Annotated in this window: 14 protein-coding genes and 2 pseudogenes; 1 reads left to right on the plus strand and 15 read right to left on the minus strand. The window is 70.4% G+C overall.

Features of this window, described 5'->3' with window-relative positions; translation table 11 throughout:
- Window positions 1–48 precede the first annotated feature (48 nt).
- The 13 genes from BUS84_RS01280 to BUS84_RS01340 form a co-directional block, all read right to left on the minus strand.
- Window positions 49–1,329, minus strand: coding sequence for a helix-turn-helix domain-containing protein (locus tag BUS84_RS01280; RefSeq protein ID WP_074308044.1), 1,281 nt, complete (start codon window positions 1,327–1,329; stop codon window positions 49–51).
- A 172-nt stretch (window positions 1,330–1,501) separates the two neighbouring features.
- Window positions 1,502–1,942: a hypothetical protein gene (locus BUS84_RS01285; protein ID WP_074308046.1), complete on the minus strand. Its 441-nt coding sequence runs from the start codon at window positions 1,940–1,942 to the stop codon at window positions 1,502–1,504.
- A 162-nt stretch (window positions 1,943–2,104) separates the two neighbouring features.
- Entirely contained in the window at window positions 2,105–2,833 is a 729-nt protein-coding gene (locus BUS84_RS01290) for a hypothetical protein (protein ID WP_074308048.1), read from the minus strand.
- An 89-nt stretch (window positions 2,834–2,922) separates the two neighbouring features.
- Window positions 2,923–3,615: a hypothetical protein gene (locus BUS84_RS01295; protein WP_074308050.1), complete on the minus strand. Its 693-nt coding sequence runs from the start codon at window positions 3,613–3,615 to the stop codon at window positions 2,923–2,925.
- A gap of 306 nt (window positions 3,616–3,921) precedes the next feature.
- On the minus strand, window positions 3,922–4,773 hold the full coding sequence (locus BUS84_RS01300; RefSeq protein ID WP_074308052.1) for a replication-relaxation family protein: 852 nt from the start codon (window positions 4,771–4,773) through the stop codon (window positions 3,922–3,924).
- A 205-nt stretch (window positions 4,774–4,978) separates the two neighbouring features.
- The gene (locus BUS84_RS01305) at window positions 4,979–7,447 is read right to left on the minus strand and encodes a type IV secretory system conjugative DNA transfer family protein (protein WP_074308054.1); all 2,469 of its coding nucleotides are present in this window, start codon (window positions 7,445–7,447) and stop codon (window positions 4,979–4,981) included.
- A complete protein-coding gene (locus BUS84_RS01310; protein WP_074311877.1) occupies window positions 7,444–9,147 on the minus strand; it encodes a VirB4 family type IV secretion system protein in 1,704 nt (567 codons plus the stop codon). Before BUS84_RS01310 ends, BUS84_RS01305 begins: the two co-directional genes overlap by 4 nt.
- 44 nt (window positions 9,148–9,191) lie before the next feature.
- The gene (locus BUS84_RS01315; protein WP_074308056.1) at window positions 9,192–10,082 is read right to left on the minus strand and encodes a PrgI family protein; all 891 of its coding nucleotides are present in this window, start codon (window positions 10,080–10,082) and stop codon (window positions 9,192–9,194) included.
- Window positions 10,079–10,996: a conjugal transfer protein TrbL family protein gene (locus BUS84_RS01320; RefSeq protein WP_074308058.1), complete on the minus strand. Its 918-nt coding sequence runs from the start codon at window positions 10,994–10,996 to the stop codon at window positions 10,079–10,081. The genes BUS84_RS01315 and BUS84_RS01320 overlap by 4 nt, the downstream gene beginning before the upstream one ends.
- A 9-nt stretch (window positions 10,997–11,005) precedes the next feature.
- Window positions 11,006–11,302 carry a pilin gene (locus BUS84_RS01325; RefSeq protein WP_074308060.1) on the minus strand — a complete coding sequence of 99 codons (297 nt, stop codon included), beginning with the start codon at window positions 11,300–11,302 and terminating at the stop codon, window positions 11,006–11,008.
- Between the two features lie 659 nt (window positions 11,303–11,961).
- Window positions 11,962–12,480, minus strand: a complete 519-nt coding sequence (locus BUS84_RS01330) for a hypothetical protein (RefSeq protein ID WP_074308062.1) — start codon at window positions 12,478–12,480, stop codon at window positions 11,962–11,964.
- 64 nt (window positions 12,481–12,544) lie between these two features.
- Complete coding sequence (locus BUS84_RS01335) at window positions 12,545–13,324, minus strand: IS5/IS1182 family transposase (RefSeq protein WP_074308064.1); 780 nt, start codon at window positions 13,322–13,324, stop codon at window positions 12,545–12,547.
- A gap of 163 nt (window positions 13,325–13,487) precedes the next feature.
- Window positions 13,488–13,886: a VOC family protein gene (locus tag BUS84_RS01340; protein ID WP_074308066.1), complete on the minus strand. Its 399-nt coding sequence runs from the start codon at window positions 13,884–13,886 to the stop codon at window positions 13,488–13,490.
- Between the two features lie 241 nt (window positions 13,887–14,127).
- Here BUS84_RS01340 and BUS84_RS01345 point away from each other — a divergent pair.
- Window positions 14,128–14,864 (plus strand): annotated as a pseudogene (locus BUS84_RS01345) (VOC family protein).
- A 6-nt stretch (window positions 14,865–14,870) separates the two neighbouring features.
- Here the strand turns inward: BUS84_RS01345 and BUS84_RS01350 are convergent.
- Window positions 14,871–15,131: pseudogene (locus tag BUS84_RS01350) on the minus strand (molybdenum cofactor biosysynthesis protein); the annotation flags it as partial.
- 11 nt (window positions 15,132–15,142) lie between these two features.
- A complete protein-coding gene (locus BUS84_RS01355) occupies window positions 15,143–16,750 on the minus strand; it encodes an alpha/beta hydrolase fold domain-containing protein (RefSeq protein WP_074308068.1) in 1,608 nt (535 codons plus the stop codon).
- Between the last annotated feature and the right edge of the window lie 103 nt (window positions 16,751–16,853).

The raw sequence follows: 16,853 nt of genomic DNA on the forward strand, positions 1-16,853 counted from the left end.
GCCGAGCGCAGGCGCTCGGCCCCCGCGATGGGTTGGGGATGGTGCGGGTCAGGACTGCTCGGCGTCGTTGTTGTCCTGGCCGGGGTGGTCCGCGCTGGTGTTCGGGGTGGGGTTCTGGTCGGGCTGGGCCGGGTAGGCGAAGGTCAGCGGCGCGTCGGAGACCAGGAGGATCCGGCCGGCGGCGGCGGCCTTGGTGCAGTTGTTGCGTACCGCCCCGGAGCTGACCGCGCGACCGAGCCGTCCGCTGATGGCGGTGGCGATGTCCTGCGGGCTCATCGCCTGGCCCGGGGTCGCGGCCAAGACGTCAAGGGTCAGCTTCTCCAACTCGCCCCGGCCGAACGGCTGGCTGCCGTCGGCGTTGGCGGTCGCGTCGCTGCGGCGGCCCACGCCCGCGGTGATGCCCGGCGCGCGCGGCGGCGTGCGCCGGGGCAGGGTGACGACGTGGGTCTCGCCGTCCGGCGCGAGGACGTGCAGGGTGCCGTCCGTCCGGATCAGGGGCAGCACCGCCGCCGTGGCGCTCGGCGCAGTCGCCAGGCCACGGATGACCTGGTAGCACAGCGGGCAGCGGGGCGGCTGCGGGTTCGGGTCGACCTCGCTGGCCTTGGTCGGGCCGGCGATCCACCGCTGCGGCAGGTCGGGCAGCCGGCGGGCGGCGTCGGCCTGCTCCATCGCGGTCAGCAGCCGCGAGGCGCTCGGGTGACTGATACCGCTCTCGGCCACGATCACGTCGAGACTCGCGCCGTCGTCGCCGTAGTCGGCCAGGACACCCTTGATGGCCATGACCTTGCGGTCACCAGGGCGAGTGGGCTGCACGGCGGCGACCGTCGGTGCCTGCTCGTCCTTGCCACTGTCGGCGTCGTCGTCGGGCGTGTCGTCGTGGTCGGTGGCGTCGTCGCTGTCGATCTGGCTGCCCGGCTGCTCGGTCGTCTCGGTGACCGGCTTGGCATCGCTGCCGTGGTCCGGTCGGTCGTTCTCGGCGTCGTGGACCACTTCGGTGCGCTGGTCGCTCAACTCCGTGTCCGGACGGTCGGCCGCGTTGTCGGCGTCAGGGTCGCCGAAGTCGGTCTCGTCGGCGGCGTCGACGGGCGTGCGGGCGGTGGCGTCGGTCGGCGCGGCGAGGGTCCACCGTGTGGGGGTGCCCTCGGCGGGGTCGGCGTCGGTGTCCGCCGCGACGATGACACCGGCGTCGGCCAGGGTTTTGATCGCCTTGTCGGTGGTCGAGCGGGCCTTGCCGGACTTATCGGCCAACTCGTGGAGGTTGCCCTGACCGAGGTCGGTCAGGGCGTCGAGGACGGCCTGCGTGGCAGGCGTCAGGGACAGGTGTTCCATCAGGGTTTCCTCCTCGGGAACTGGTGGGGACGTCCGGCACGGTGGGGTGCCGGGCGGTGGTGTGCCGGGTCGCGGGCAGCGGTCAACGCGGCAGGCGCGTGTCGTGGTGCGCTGCTAAGGGGTGCCGCTCAGGTGCGGCCCGGTGGTCGTGGCGGTGGGCCGGACCGGCCGGTCAGTGGCCGGGGACGGCCTCGTCGTCGGCGGCCTGCAGGATGTAGAGGCGGTCCTCGGTCGGGTCGCGGTAGATCCCGGCGTCGGCGTGGGACAGCCACAGCGGGTTGACGCTGCCGGGCGGGCGGAGCATGGCGTCGGACGGGCCGACCCTGATGTGGGTGGCGTGCCCGGCGAGGTTCTGTCGGCGGCAGAAGTCGGTGTGGGGCAGGACGACCAGGACCGGGTCACCGGGGTTGACGTAGCGCCGCCGCACCGACCGGCCCGGGTTCGCTTCGGCGTACGCTGCCCGCGCCTCGTCGCCGATGAGGGTGTCGATCCAGTTGCGGGTGTACCGGTACTCGCGGGCCAGCTCCCTGATGGTCTGCACCGGGCCGGCGACCGTGTCGGTGGAACCGTTCAGGTCGTCTTCGTTGATCAGTAGGGCGCGCAGCCGGTCCACCGCGAGCAGCAGCTCGGTGCGCAGGTGCCGCAGATTGCGGCGGCTTCGGGCAGGTGCGCGGCGGCGGGGACGGGGTCGGCGGCGTGTTGGTCGAGGGTGCGGTCGGTTGTCGCGGTGATCCAGCGGCTGATGGTGTCGCAGTGCGGCATGGGGTCCCCCGCTTCAGGTGGTGAGGTGGGCGAGTTCGGCGGGGTCGAGTTGGTTCGGGGTGCGGTTGCGCCAGGTGTCGGAGTGGCGCAGGTGCCACCAGCGCAGCAGGGACCGGCAGGCCGGGGCGAGGTCGTCGCACGCGGGTAGGGGATACGCCATCGTGGGCGGGGGCTGGTGCAGCGAGGCGATGTATGCGGTTGGCGTCCACCCAAGGGCGCTTTCGCTGACCTCGCCGATGACGCGGTCCGAGTAAGGGATGTCGAAGGCGCTGCTGGCTTCGCTGTCGGGCACCACCAACCACGTGCGGGGCTCGCGCCGCCGCAGGGTGGCCACACCGTGCGATGGGTCACCCGGGTACAGCAGGAGGTGCCGCTGGTCGTCGTCGCTGATTGGCCGGTGGTTGCGCCAGGCCCGGTAGGCGACAAGGAGCGCAGGTCCGAGGACGAGGTGCCGCTCGCGGGCGACGAGCGCGTCGGTGAGGGTTTGGTGATAGCCAGCGAGGTGCAGGTCGGCGCGGGCAGCCAATCCGTGTCGTGCCTGCTCGGCGAGTGCACCAGTGCGAGCAAGGGCCTGGTCGAGCGCGGTGGTGCTGGCGGTGAACTCGCGGGCGGTTTTGTGCAGGACGCGGGCGAGGTCGCCGAGGGCGTCGAGGGTGGCCGTGTCGTGGCGCCAGAGGTGCTCGGGTAGGACGTCGTTGGTGTCGGCGGCGATGCGCCGCAGCGCGGGATCGGTCAGGAACACGAGGTCTCTCCTTTGCAGGCGGTCGGGTGGTGGGCATGGCGAAGGCCGGCCGCAGCGGGGCTGCGACCGGTCCTGGGTGCTTCAGGCGGTTAGGCGATGGCGACGGCGCACAGTCGGGCGCGGGATTGCAGGCTGCGCAGGTAGCCGCACGCGTCGTTGAGGAAGCGGAACTGGTCAGCGACGGAGTCACTGGCCGGGGTGAGCAGTCGGCCGTCGGTGGTGATCAGCGCGTCGCCGATCAGGGCGATGCGCCAGTGCAGCCCGACGTAGGTGGCTTCGCCGGCTTGGTAGACGGACAGCTCGTACGGGTCGAAGGAGAGGGCGAGCATCGCCAGGACTCGGGGTTGCTGCTCGAAGCGGCGGCGGGCTTCGGCCAGGCGGAGCTTGGTCGGGTCGGCGTGGTGCTGGGCGAGGTAGTCCTCCCACGGTTGAGCCGGACGGGTCGCCGCAGCGATGTGGGTGTTCCAGGCACGCCAGCGCAGGGCGGCGTCGTTGGCGGCCTTGGCCGCGGTGCCGGTCAGGTCGAGGCGACCCTTGCGGCCGCCGGCGGCCATGGTGACCGCGCCGAAGCGGCGGGCGGCGTCGAGCAGGTAGTAACCGAGGAAGCGGGTCAGCCAGCCGATGAGGCGGCGGTGGCGGACGTGGTAGCGGCGGGCCGGGGTGCCGTTGGCGTGCAGGAGGTCGTTGACCTTTTCCGAGGCGGCGAACCAGTCGGCGTCCTCGCCGGGGGCAAAGCAGACGGTGACGACGACCTGTTCGGACTGCGGTATGGGCGTGGGCATGGCAGGGTGCTCCCTTCGACAGGGGTGGGCCGGGATGGGTTGCGTCGTGGTGCCACCGATCGCGGTGTCTGTGCTGGGAAGCTGCCGTGGGAGGCGCGGGGCGTGGATCACGAGCCGACCGGGAGGTGGGCTGGGTGATCCTGCTGGCGCGGGCAGGTCCAGGGGGAACAGATGGGCGGCGGTGCGAGCAGAGAGAGAAGAAGCTGCACCGTAGCTGCGTGACCTGACAGCACCAGCTCTGTCAGGAGTGGCGAGCATGCCTTTGAGCTGCATTGACAGGATTCGTCGCGGGACTGTCAGGCTCTGTCAGAGCACGAAGCCGCTCTCGTCGTAGTTCGGGTTGTCCGCCACGGGCTGGCCGTGGTCGCTGGGCAGTTCGGTGAGCCGGACTCGGCCGGTGCCGCCGCCAGTAAGCCAGACCGCTTCGGCAGGGTCGGTGGGGTGGGTGGCGGTCGCAAGGGGAGCGCTGTCGCGCCGGCCGCGCAGGAGCCGGTGCAGGTGTTCCTCGCGTTGTTCACTGCCGAGCCAGAACAGCACCGGGTAGCGGGGGCCGCCGCGGTGGATCAGTTGTGCGTACCGGTCGAGCTTGGCCACCACCCTGCCGAGGGGTTCGGTGCCGGTGTCGGCCTCCAGGAAGAACCCGACCGTGGTGTCGGTGGCGCTCCACAGGCCGTGTCCGTCAGCGGTGATGGTGCGGAACTGCTTGGTGGTCATCGTCTCGGACCACCACCGGTCCAGGCGCGCCTCGGGGTGCCAGCGGGCGTACACGGTGAGCCGGACGAAGAACTCGTTGGCCGTGAGCAGGTGGGTCAGGTTCGGGTTGGCCGAGAGCCGGTCGACGCTCTGGCGGCTGGCGCGGACGGTGGGCTCGGGGCGGTGGTGAGCGGCGGCCTGGAAACGCTGCCCTTGGTGGCCGAGCGTCCAGTGCCACGGATGGCTGCCGCCTCCGGCGCGGGCGAACCGGAACCGGTCCAGCAGGCCCAGGGCGGTCAGCTCGCCGAGGCGGATCTGACAGGTCCGGCGGGCGAGGAACAGCATGCGGTGGATCTGATCGGTGGTGAGGACCCGGTGGTCGTCGAGCAGTTGGAGCAGCTGACGGTCACGGCTGGTGATGTGGGGGTAGATGGCCAGCAGGCTGGCCGAGCGAGATTGAGGCATAGGTGGATTCGCCCTTGGAGAGAGAGTCCCGTAGGGAGTCTGGATGAGTTGATCTCGGCTTTGGTTCTGCCGTGGGGTGGGTTGGGGCAGGTCAGGCACCTGACAGGCCAGGTGTGGAGGGCTCGTGTGGGGGCTCGTGTCGCGGACACCCCCACACGAGCCCCCGGTGCCGCACCCAACCGAGCCCCGGCAGGAGCGGCGGGCATCAGCGGTCGCGGTCGGTCATGCGCCGTTTCATCGCCGTACGGGCGAGCTGCTGCATCGGCGGCTCACCGTTGGTGCGGCTGTGGGCGGCGGTGCACTCCTGCCGGATCGCGGTCGCCTCGCCCACGACTGGCGTCGGCGGGTTGGTCACGAAGGTGAACGCGGGCAGCTCCCGGTTGCCGACCAACAGCCGGGCGGCGGCGGTGTAGGCGTCGAGGTGGGCCAGGTCGTGCTCGTCCAGCTCTGGTTTGGTGTGCCGGGACAGCTCCCGCGCGTCGGCCGGGTCGACGTTGAAGAACAGCTTCGTGCGTGCGTTGGCCGACACCGCCGCGGCGATGTCGTGGGGCAGTTGCGCCAGGTCCTGGTGGGCCAGGACGAGCCCGAGCCGAAAACCGCGCGCTTCGGCCAGCATGTCCCCGACGCTGCCGGGCAGCGTGAGGAAGTTGTGGCACTCGTCCACGTACAAACTGGCGTCTCGTCGCTGGTCCTCGGCGACGGTGGCCCGCGCGATGGCGGCTTGCCACACCCGGGCGACGATCATCGAGCCGAGGATTCGGCTGGTCTCTTCGCCGAGGATGCCCTTGGGTAGCCGGCACAGCAGCACTCCGCCGTCGAGGATGCGGCCCATGTCGAACGACGAGTGGGCGTTGCCGATCACGCTCTTGACGAAGTCCCGCAGCAGGAAGGCCCGGAGTCGGGCCAGGACGGGTGCGATGACCTGACCGCGGAACTGCTCGTTGATGCCGTCGTACCAGAGCCAGAACCCGCCAAGCCCGTCCGGGTCGTCCAGGCCGTGAGTGAACCGGGCCCGGAAGTCCCGGTCCTGCAGCAGCGACGGGACGAGGCTCAGGGTCGGTTTGGCGTGCCGCATCAGCGTGAGGCAGGCCACCCGCATGGTGTCGTCCATGCGCGGCCCCCACTGGCCCTGAAAGATCTTGGCGAAGATCCCGACCAGGTTGTCCACGGCCAGGTGGGGATCGCCGCCGTCATCAAGGGGGTTGAAGCAGCCGGGATTCTCCTGGTCGGGGTCGATGATGACGATCTTATTGGCGTACGACGTCGGAAGCCGGTCGAGGATGTCGGTGATCAGATCTCCGCGCGGGTCGATGACCACCGTCCCGCGTCCTGCCTTGATGTCGCCGAGGATCATGTTCAGCAGCAGCGTGGACTTGCCGACGCCGGTCTTGCCGACGACATGTACGTGCTGGCGGGCGTCGGTGACGGTCAGGCCGACGCTGTGATGGCCGATCTGCGAGCGGCCCAGCACCTTCACGCCTCGCCCGCCGGAGGGCACCTGCACGGGCGCCGGCACGGCCTTGGCCCGGGCCCGATCAAGTCCCGCGACGGCGAGGTCTTGCGGCAACGCGGCCAGGGCCGCGAGTTCCGCAACGGTGGCCAGGAACCCATACCGCAGGCGCCGTGCGGCGATCGTGGCCACCGGCTGCGGCATCTTCATGCGCCGTAGCCGGTTGGGGCCGGTGTACGTCGCGGCGGCTGAGGCGATGGTGTGTCTGAGCCCGCCGAGGCGTGCGCGGACCTGGGTGGCCCGTTGCGGGTCTGGTGGGGACGTGCCGGCGTCGGCCGCTACGGCGAACCGGACCGCGATCTCGTAGTGCGGCACCCGCACGGCCTTGTCCACGATGGTGCGGGCATCCGCGGTGGCCACCGGGTCCCGCTCGGCCGCACGCACCACCGGGGCGCGGCCCGCGGTGCGTGCCCGCGACGAGCCGGGCGTGAACACGTCGAGGAACCACAGCAGGGGCTCGATGGCCAGCCGCACCGCCCCGGCGACGGCGCGGGTGGGCAGGTCAGGCCGCCCGCGGGGATAGTTGCTGGTGCTCGCCGCGGCCCTGCGGGCCGCGCGGACGCGGCGGGTGGGTGCCGGGCGGGCGAGGATCTGCACACACGCGTGTTCGCGGTGGCGTACCTGCGCCCCGGCGGCGAGCAACGCCCGCAGCGGGTCGGTGTCGTGCTCGCTGCGCAGCGGCAGCCCGTCGGTGTGCTGCGGCCAGTGCGCCCCACCCACCTCCTCGGCGACGGTGCGCGGAATCGGCGGCGCGGCGTCCGTGGTGGTGAGGGTGGCCGCGGGCCAGGCCGCCCGGACGGCCGCCTCGACCGCGCCGTCCGGCACCGTGCCGGGCACCCAGACCCGGATGGTCAGGGATCGGCCGGTCCAGATGTACTCCCACCCGACGTGCGGGATGCCGAACAGGCGCTGCTGCCACCCCGAGGACGTCAGCACGCCGACCAGCGTGGTCCAGAACGCCGCGGCAGCCTCGGCGGTGACCTGCGGCGGTGCGGCGATGGTCAGCCACCGTGCGCCGGTCGCGAACCGCTTGTGCCGCCAGGCGAGCACCCGGTCGTGGCCGAACACCGCGCTGACGATCGCGGCGGCGGCGATGAAGCCCAGCCACGGCCGGGCGATGATCCACTGCCCGACGTCGGCGGGCCAGCTGGGGGTGGTCATCATCCGGCCTCCCCGATTCCGGTCACGGCGAGCTTGTGCTCGGCGGCCGATCCGACACTGCGAAACGGAATCCGGCTCCGACCAGCGACGAGCAGGCCCTCACCGCGCGGCGTGGACAGCAGCAGCCTCGACTCCCCGGCGGTCAGGCCGAACGCCTCGGACACCGCGTCGATGGACTGCGTGGACTGGCGCATCAGCACCTGGGTGGCGGCGTTGGACACCACCGCCAGGCCGAGATCGGTCGACAGGACGTCGGAGGCGTCCTGGGTGATGACGCACAGCCCGGCGGACCGCTTGCGGGCGGCCTTGGCCATCCGGAACAGGAACCGGGCGCCCTCGCCATCGCGCATCAGCAGCCACGCCTCGTCCACGATGACGAGCCGTCGACGCCGGCGGGCGCCGGCGGGCGCAGTGTCGATGCCGGTCCAGATCGCATCGAGAGCGAGCAGAGTTCCCACGGTGCGCAGCTCGTCGGGCAGGTGCCGCAGGCTCCACACCACCAGGTGGCCCTGCGGCCGGGTGGATGTCGGCCCGTCGAACATGCTGGCGAAGTTGCCGAGTGTCCACGGCGCGAGCCGGGCGGCCAGTTGCCCGGCGGCGGGGTCGTCGTCCGCGTCGAGGGTTGCGGCCAGGTCGCGCAGCAGCGGCGCGGGTTTGGTCCAGGTGCCCGGGTCGCCGTTGATCCCGGCCCGGTTGTAGGTGGCGGTGAGGGCCCGGTCGAGCGCGGCGCGTTCCGCCGGCGGCGGGGGCGCGCCGAGCATGACCGAGATCAGCGTGTGCAGGTACAGCCCGCGCCGGGTCAGGGTGTCGGGACGGTTGTCGGCGGGCAGGTCGAACGGGTTGACCCTGACGCCGGGCTGACCGAGCTGCACGACGCTGCCGCCGACGTGCTCGGCCAGCGGCGCGTACTCGTCCTCGGGGTCGATGACCGACACCGTCGTGCCCTGGTACAGGTTGCGCAGCACCTCAAGCTTGACGAAGTAGGACTTCCCGGCGCCGCTGCGCGCCAGGACCACGCTGTTGTGGTTGTCCTGCGCCCACCGGTTCCAGATCACGACGCCGTTGCTGGTGGTGTTGACCCCGTACAGCACACCTTCTGGCGGGGCGACGGTGCCCGGGGCCGGGGCGGCGAGATCCGCCGAGGCGAGGGGGAACGCCGCCGCGAGGGCGGTGGTGTCGAGGATGCGCCGCATCCGCAGCGGGTCCACGCCGACCGGCAGCGTGGCCACCCAGCCCTGCTGGTGGCGGAACGTCGCCGGCTGCAGGTCGAGCAGCACGCTGGCGGCGGCGGACTTCACGCCCGCGGTGACGGTGGCGAGTTCGTCGAGGGTCCGGGCGTGGATGGTGACGTAGATGCCGACGTCGAACAGCTTCGCCGCCCCGCGGGCGACGCGCTCGGCGAGGTCGGCGGCGTCGGCCGCTGCCGCCTCGACCATCGGGTCACCGAGGCGGCCCTGCTCAGCGTCGAGGCGGCGCGAGGACTCCAGGCGGGCGCGCTGGCGCTTGAGCATCGGCGCGGCCAGTTGCGGTGCGACCGGGAACAGGTGCACCGCGACGTCGACCCGCCCGGGGTAGGACAGCAGCGGGTCGAGCCAGGCGGGGCCGACCTCGGCCGGGTAGCCGCACACCGCGTAGGTCGCGGCGTACCCGTCACCGACCCGCACATGCCACGGGGTGACCGACAGGGCAGCCGGGCAGGGCATGCCCTCCCCGGCCGCGACACTGTTCTTCTTGAGCTTCACCAGGTTCACGATGGGCTCCGTAGGGTGATCGGGGCGCCGGGCACCGCTCGCGGGCCAGGCACCGGTGGGCTGAACGGATCGACGGCGTTGGCCAGGGCCGAGGCGACCGCCGGCCCGTCCAAGGCGGCGGCCTCCACGCCGAGCGCAGACAGGGCGCGCACGGCGGTATCGGCCGCGTGCTCACCGGTGACGACGGCAAGGACCTGGCGGCGCAGCGGATCACGTTGGCTGTCGAGGTCGAGCAGGAACTGCGCGTAGTTGTCGGCGGCGGCCCGCAACGCCGGATGCGGCAGGCGCAGCGCGTGCTCGACGATGGCCTGCGCGTAGACGCTCAGGTCGTGCCGCTGCGCGGCCACGACGATCTGCGCCGCGCCGGTCAGGCTGTTCAGGAACCGGCCGAACCCGTCCAGCAGCGCCCCCTGCTCGCCGCCGCTGCGCAGGTGGATGTTGGTGGTGCCGCAGCCGATCAGCACCTTGGCGCCGCCCTCGCTGGTGAGGACTCCGGTCGGGCTGACGGTCGTGACCGCAGAGCGCAGCGGCGCCGGAACGATCGCCTTGCCAGCCACGACCGCGACGGAGCTGGCCCGAGCCGCACCCGGGGTGAGAGTGCGGGGGCTGCGGCTGAGCGTGAACCCGTGTCGCAGCCACACGTCCAGGGGCAGGCCGTCACGTCGGCCGAGCGCCACCACGATCGCGACAGCGAACACGATGACCCCGGCGACGATCCAGACCACCGCAGGCAGCAGATGACCCATCGTGCGGTAGCAACCGAACCCGGCCATCCCGGCGCCGCCGATGATGGCGAGCTGCCGGAACGTCAGCCCGAACGCGATGCGGTCCGGCTCGTTGACATTGGCTGGGACGACAGCACGCGGGGCAGCGTCCTCGGCGTTCATCGCCCGCCTCGCAGGGCGGCGCGCCCCAACCGGCTGAGCGGCAGGTGGCGGGTGACGCCCTGGACAACCACCGCACGCAGCAGAACCCCGCCGGAGTTCGACGACCCGGCGCCGCTGACGTAGCGGCGCATCATCGTGGGGACCTTGAGCGTGACCCACAGCACGACGATGACGAGCATGAGGTTCACCGTGTCCGAGCCGGGCAGGCCGAGCAGGATCGGCAGGTTTGACCCGGGATCGATCAGCAGGTTGATGCCCGCCGAGAACGCGACCGCCTGCAGCGTGGGAGTGGCCAGACAACCCAGCAGGGTGCGCCACCACAGCTCCGCGGCGCCCTGCGTCCACGGGGTGGCGTAGCAGGCCAGCGCCACCGGCGCGACCCCGGCCAGGATGACCAGCACCCCGATTCGCACCAGCCAGGTGCCGACGAGCATGAACATCAGCACGACGATGAGCAGGCCGATGATGACCGTGAGCAGGGCGGCGCCCTGGTCGGTCATCGCCGAGGCGATGCGAGCCTGGGCGAAGGTGACCGCCTCGGTGGTTGGCGCCGACTCACCAGCCATCGACACCGTCAAAGCGTTGGCGACGCCGATAAGCACAGCGGTCAACGGGAGGGCGAACGTGGACAGGACGAACCCGACGACGAGCCGGGGGACCAGCTCCTTGATGCCGTAGCGCACCTCGACCGAGCTGCTGAGCATCGTGGTGATACCCACGGTGATGATCGCGAGGATGAAGCAGGCGCTGACGACCAGGGCGCCCTTCTCGGCGATCGACTGCACCTGCGGCAGGACGGTGAAGTCCGGCGATACGAAGATCGACGATGCCAGGAAGGCCAGCAGGCCGCCGAGCAGGTCGGTGACGTTCTCGGCGAGCCAGCTGACCAGGCCGCTCATGAGCCAATCAACCATGACGGCGCCTCAGCCGCCGATGATGCCCTGCAGCACCTGCAGGATGACCGGAGACAGCACAGCCAGGGCGTAGCCCATCAGCGCGGACTTGACGTTGCCCTTGGCCTGCTCGACCTGAGCGGGGTCCCCGCCGGCCGCCATGTAGCGCAGGCCGCCGATGACCAGGAACATCGTCGCGACCAACGCGATGATGCCCATGACCCAGCCCGTTATTCCGGAGATGACCTCGTTGATGCTCTTGGGAGCCGCCAAGGGCTGTGGCACGGCGGCGGCGAGGTCGGACAGGAGGGAGAGAGACGTGTGCATTGCAGCGCTCCACAAGGAATATGCGGGCCGCCGCGGTGGGGACCAGAGCGAGGACTTGTCCGGTCCGGTGGGGGCGCTCCTCCCTCGCATGTGGCGATGGATTGCGGTGTCAGTACGCCGCGCCAGCCGTGCCGGACCGTAGGCCTCACCGGATGGGCAGGTCCCCACCGGGCGGGCATGTCGTGGATGACATGCACCGCCCAGGTCTCGGCTGTCAGGTCGGACGAACTCGCCGGCCGCCTGTCACGGCCTGACAAGATCGGTCAGCGACTCACGTTGTGTGCAAGGTTGGGGTGGACCGACAACGCAAAGAGGTCGCGCCGGGCGCTCGCCCCCAGACGGTTCTGCGCCGAAACCAGTAGGGGATCGGCGTGCGGCACACGAACGGAGCCGGAAAAGCTCGAAGTGAAGCCTCGCAGCAGGCCGGCCTTCCTTCAGCGATCAACTGTCCGAGGTCCGCGGCATCTGACGGTCAGCCCCGTGGGCACCCAATGTGTTGGACGCCCTGTGCGCGGCTGACCGCTCGGCTTTCGAACCTGGCCGATGAGCGGATGGGTCGTGCGGGCAGTTAAGAACCTTGCCATGGGTCTCCGAGCAGACGCCGTTGTCCGACGTCCGAGAGCCCGTGGCCGGCCCGTGCCAAAGACCGGTGAGGCGGCTCAGCGGCGACTTCCCCATGTCTTGTGCCAGTAGCCGGCGTTGTCGCTGCCCACACGAAGTACAGCATCCGGCGCCGCTGGCGCAGGCCACAGTTCGATGAGATACCTATCAACCACCTCGTCGGCGAACTCGCCCTGCGCGCCGGCGTCCCGACCCGCGGCCGACACTCTCAGACGGTATTGCCCTGGCGGCACGGCGAGCGGCCCGCCGGACTCGCCCGCCCAGGTCGACCATCGCATGACGCGACCTAGGGGCAAATCGAACGATGCCTCGACGACGTCTTCCCAGTCGGCACTTGCTCTTGGCTCGGTGGCCTCCAGCACGATGCGTACGGGGGAACCGCCTGACCGACGGGCAAGCATGATCACGACGTTGTCGGGGACCGCCGCGCCGACGAGCCCGTTCTGTTGGTCCTTGAAGAATCGATCAGCGTCGCCGTCCCAGATATCTTCGCCCCACTCCAACGTCAGCTGGCCGTAGTCGGTGTACACGACTTGGTTGAGCAGTTCTTCACTCATGGCGGCCCAGCCTAAGGGACGTCTCGTAACCGGGTGAAGGCGTTGCCCGGCGCCGGGTCGGTGGTCAGCCAGCGAGGATGATGTTGTGGAGGTTGGCGATGCCGGAAGCGGCGTCGGTCAATGTGTGGGCGGCGCGGCGGTAGTCGCGCAGGATCTTGAAGCACTTCATCCTGGCCAAGGCATGTTCGACCCCTGCTCGAACGGTCCGGTGTTCGACGTTGAGGGCTTGCTTCCAGTGCGGCAGGTCGCTGCCGTCGGCGGGCTTGCGGTACGGGATGATCACCTCGGGGTTGCCGCGGTAGCCGCCGTCGGCCATGACCGGCCGTCCGTCCAGCTTCTCCTGGATGCCTGAGCTGCGGTAGACGATCGTGTCGTTGCGGTTGCCGGGCTGCGGATCGCCGACGGCGATGACCAGGCGGGTGCTGGCGTCGATGGCGACCTGCAGGTTCGTCGAGTACCGGTAATTCTTGCTCGGGGCGGCCAGGCGGTGATCACGGGTGGGGATCAGGGTGCCGTCGACGATGGCGATCTGGTCAACCGGCCGGCGGCGCACCGGCGCCAGTGCCAGTAGCGGGCCGAGGGTGTCGATGACCCGGTGCGCAGCGGAGTGAGACACCCCGAACAGCGGGCCGATCTGCCGCATCGTCAGGTTGGTGCGCCAGTACGCGGCGACCAGCAGCACCCGGTCGGCGAGGTCCAGGGCCCACTGCCGGCCCGGCCGGCCATCGGCGACGGCGTCCCCGCCACGCTCCGCGACCAAGCGGACCAGTGTGCGGAACTGGGCGGGCTGCAACCCCGTGAACGGAAATACCCATGCCGGCCGGGCCGCGGTGATCACCTGCATCCAGGCATCCTGACCGACCGTCCTCACCAGACAGACACCGGGGTTACGAGACGTCCCTTAGGCCCGGGGCCTACGACCACAGGTCCCAACATCCGCATCTGCCGTGAACCGCGCGTTCGTTCTCGCCGCTCGGTGCGCAGTCGTGCCGAGAAGAGCGCGCCGCTTATGCGGCCGGTCCGCTCGTTTGGGGCCTCATGTCAACCCATGTCGTGAGACAGAACGGATGACCGGCCGGATCCGCGTACACATAGCATTGCTCGCTGTTGGGCTGGAACTCGTACTTGCTCGCTCCCGCCTTCAACACGCGCAATTCTGCGACGGCGCGGTCTTCGACGTAGAACTCAAGGTGCAACTGGATGGACGATGTGGGGTCGGGCCAAATCGGGGGCGTGTAACCGACCACCCGCTGGAAGTCCATGCGGCCGGTCCGGCAGATGACCGTGGCCCAGTGGTCATCCAGATTGGTAATCGTGCCACCGGTGATCTCGGCATAGAAGGTCGCCATCAGCTTCGTGTCGGGACAGTCCAGCGTGACCGAGGCGAGCCGGATGGAGTCGGACATGGTTGTCTCCCTGGGAGGAAAGTGCGTCCTACCCTGGGGACGCGTCTCAGCATCGGCGCCGGATCGATCGCGGACGCTACCAGGTTCACTGATCTGCCGCCGTTCGTGCGCGTCGGCGTCGGAGCGCCCCGTCACTCTAGGTAGCCGCCAGCGGTGGTACGTGCGGGCGCGAGGACGTCCGGTCGTGCCGAGATCAGTACGGCTGATCTTGACGTGCCAGACTGCCGCTAGCATCGTCGGGATGGCAACGCGGCTTGTTCAGATCAACATGAAGGCTCGGGACGACTCCGCGCTGGGCGTTTCTGGGCGGAGGCGCTCGGCTGGGGAGTCTCCAGCGAGGGACCCGGCGTGACCAACCTCGAACCTGAGGGCTTCGTCTACCCCGACCCTGTCGCTGTCTGCCTTGACCTCATCGTCTCCCCGGAACCCAAGACGGTGAAGAACCGCGTGCACGTCGACCTCGCCACCAGCTCGGCTGCCCATCAGGCGGAGGTGGTCGCGCGCCTGAAGGATCTCGGCGCAACACCTGCCGACGTAGGCCAGGGTGACGTCCCATGGACGGTCATGGTCGACCCAGAGGGCAACGAGTTCTGTGTGCTGGACCCCCGACCGCTCTACCGAGACACCGGACCGATCGCCGCGGTAGTGGTCGACTGCGCGGATCCGCGAGCCATGGCCCGCTTCTGGGGCGAGGCCATGGACTGGGCCCTGCACGAGGTGACCGATCACAAGGCGGTACTGCGCTCCGCCAAGGGCGTCGGCCCATATCTGCAGTTCCTCCGCACACCCGACGTGAAGACCGTGTGGAACCGCGTCCACCTCGACGTCCGCCCATACTCAGGTGACGACCTGGAGGCCGAGGCGGCCAGACTGCGGACTCTCGGCGCCACCGCCATCGACCTAGGCCAAAACGATGTCCCGTGGACCGTCCTCGCAGACCCGCAAGGCAACGAATTCTGCCTCCTCACCCCAGGCTGACCCAAAAACGGCGATGCCGGCAGTGAGGACGTTGCGCCGGACCTGCACCAGATCAACGCCGGGTGGCAAGGACTCCTGCGCGATCACGGTCACGCTCGCGTTGCGATGCGCCTGCTTGCCGAAGTACCGGTCGCCGACGATGCCCAGGCCCGCCCGAATCCGGACCTCCTCGACCAGTTCGCCCGACGGCGCCGGCGCCGGACCGTCCGCGGGCCGGCCCACATACCGATGTACGGGCGAGGCCAGCAGCTGGACGATCCGCGGCATGGCAGCCAGCGTCACCCGATGACCTTGGGCCCTCGCATTGGCGCACCATCCAACGGATGTGCGGCCGGGGCCTCCCCGAACGCCTGGCGCAGGTGCAGGGCGACCTCCTCTTGGGCGTGCGCGGCCTTGTCCAGCACCGCGGCAAGGCCGAAGAAGTCGTGCATCACTGCCCCGTAACGGACCGACGTGGCCCGCACGCCGGCGGCCTCCAAGCGGGCGCACCACTCGTCGCCCTGGCTCTGCAGCACGTCGCGGTCGGTGGTGACGATCAGTGTCGGCGGCAGACCGGCGAGGCTCTGCGCGGAGAGCGGGAGCAGATCGACCCTGGGGTCTTTCAGGCTGTCGGTCACGCCACGGAAGGCGTGCATCATCAGCCAGGACAGCAGTGGACGATTCAGCGGCCGGGCGTCTGCGGCGTCCCGCATGGACGCGCCGTACTGGGCGGTGGTGGTCAGCGGGCAGACGAGCACCTGCGCCACGGGCAGTGGCTCACCTGCCTGCTTGAGCTGACCGCAGGTCGCGGCCGCCATGTTCGCCCCGACGCCCTCGCCACCGATGGCGATGCGTGACGGGTCGCCGCCGAGCCCGGTGGCGTTGGTCCGCAGCCACCGGTAGGTGGCCAGCACGTCCTCGTGGGCGGCCGGGAACACGTGCTCGGGAGCCTTGCGATACTCCGGCGACACCACGATGGCGCCCGTCCGGTTGACCAGGGCGCGGCAGGACGCGTCATAGTCGTCGTTCGTGAACAGGATCCACCCGCCACCGTGCACCCACATCACGACGGGCACCGGATCGGAGGTCTGGCCGAGCGGCTTGTAGACGCGTACGACCAGATCACCACCCGGGCCGGGCACGGTGACGTCCGCTGCCGATCCGACCTCCTCGGGGTCCGTCGGCCGCCCGTCCTGCTGCAGGATCTCCATCGCCGCGTCGGCGAGGCTCGGCTGCTGGCGGGCCTGCTCGACGGTGAGGAGCTCGTACGGGGCCAGTACCAGTCGGGACCAGGTGTCGAGGATCCGCTGCGCCTGGGTGTCGAGCAGCCAGGAGGCGTCGGTCGACAGGACGTTGCTGCGGCCGGATACCCGGTCGCGTACCTTGTCCATGAACCCGGCGGCCACGTGCATGAGGCTGCGACGGCGTCCGGTGGGCGGGACGGTGGGATGCGAGCGGGCCGGGGCCGACCGCTTGGCGGCGAGGTACCGCTCGCCGAGCCGACCCATCTCCTCCGCGCCCACCGCCCGACGCAGCGCCGGCAGGAACTCCCGTTCCTCCTTCTCGATGTGGTGCCGGATACCGCCGATCAGCTTGTTCAGCGCCCGCTCGAATTTGTGGCTGCCGGGATCCGCATGGTCGAGCAGGACGAGCAGCCTCTTGAGGGCCTGGTGCTCGTCCCGCCCCTCCTCGGCGTCCGCGGCGGCGCCGATCTCGGCCAGCGCCGGATACAACACCTCCTCCTCGGCGTGGGCGTGCAGGGCGCGGCCGTAACTCACCTGGTCGACCAGCATGCGCCGGTCACCGCGTCCGGCCTCGAGGTGCTCGAAGATGCGGTTCGCCACCACGTGCTCGTCGGCGATCAGGTGGTCGAGGTCGCCCGGCAAGGTCGCGTACGGCAGCGTCATCGGACACCTCCTCCTCCACACTTACCGCAACCGGCACCGCCTTCGCGGAATAACCTGGCATGTCGCCAAGAACCCGAACGGGCGGGTCGAACGGGCGGGTGAT

The organism is Micromonospora cremea (assembly GCF_900143515.1).
GTDB classification, from domain to species: domain Bacteria; phylum Actinomycetota; class Actinomycetes; order Mycobacteriales; family Micromonosporaceae; genus Micromonospora; species Micromonospora cremea.

Coding starts and splice junctions, on each gene's coding strand:
- BUS84_RS01305 (WP_074308054.1), bottom strand. CDS start 7,447: ATGATGACCACCCCCAGCTGGCCCGCCGACGTCGGGCAGTGGATCATC.
- BUS84_RS01280 (WP_074308044.1), bottom strand. CDS start 1,329: ATGGAACACCTGTCCCTGACGCCTGCCACGCAGGCCGTCCTCGACGCC.
- BUS84_RS01340 (WP_074308066.1), bottom strand. CDS start 13,886: ATGTCCGACTCCATCCGGCTCGCCTCGGTCACGCTGGACTGTCCCGAC.
- BUS84_RS01325 (WP_074308060.1), bottom strand. CDS start 11,302: ATGCACACGTCTCTCTCCCTCCTGTCCGACCTCGCCGCCGCCGTGCCA.
- BUS84_RS01320 (WP_074308058.1), bottom strand. CDS start 10,996: ATGGTTGATTGGCTCATGAGCGGCCTGGTCAGCTGGCTCGCCGAGAAC.
- BUS84_RS01330 (WP_074308062.1), bottom strand. CDS start 12,480: ATGAGTGAAGAACTGCTCAACCAAGTCGTGTACACCGACTACGGCCAG.
- BUS84_RS01310 (WP_074311877.1), bottom strand. CDS start 9,147: ATGCCCTGCCCGGCTGCCCTGTCGGTCACCCCGTGGCATGTGCGGGTC.
- BUS84_RS01300 (WP_074308052.1), bottom strand. CDS start 4,773: ATGCCTCAATCTCGCTCGGCCAGCCTGCTGGCCATCTACCCCCACATC.
- BUS84_RS01315 (WP_074308056.1), bottom strand. CDS start 10,082: ATGAACGCCGAGGACGCTGCCCCGCGTGCTGTCGTCCCAGCCAATGTC.
- BUS84_RS01355 (WP_074308068.1), bottom strand. CDS start 16,750: ATGACGCTGCCGTACGCGACCTTGCCGGGCGACCTCGACCACCTGATC.
- BUS84_RS01335 (WP_074308064.1), bottom strand. CDS start 13,324: ATGCAGGTGATCACCGCGGCCCGGCCGGCATGGGTATTTCCGTTCACG.
- BUS84_RS01295 (WP_074308050.1), bottom strand. CDS start 3,615: ATGCCCACGCCCATACCGCAGTCCGAACAGGTCGTCGTCACCGTCTGC.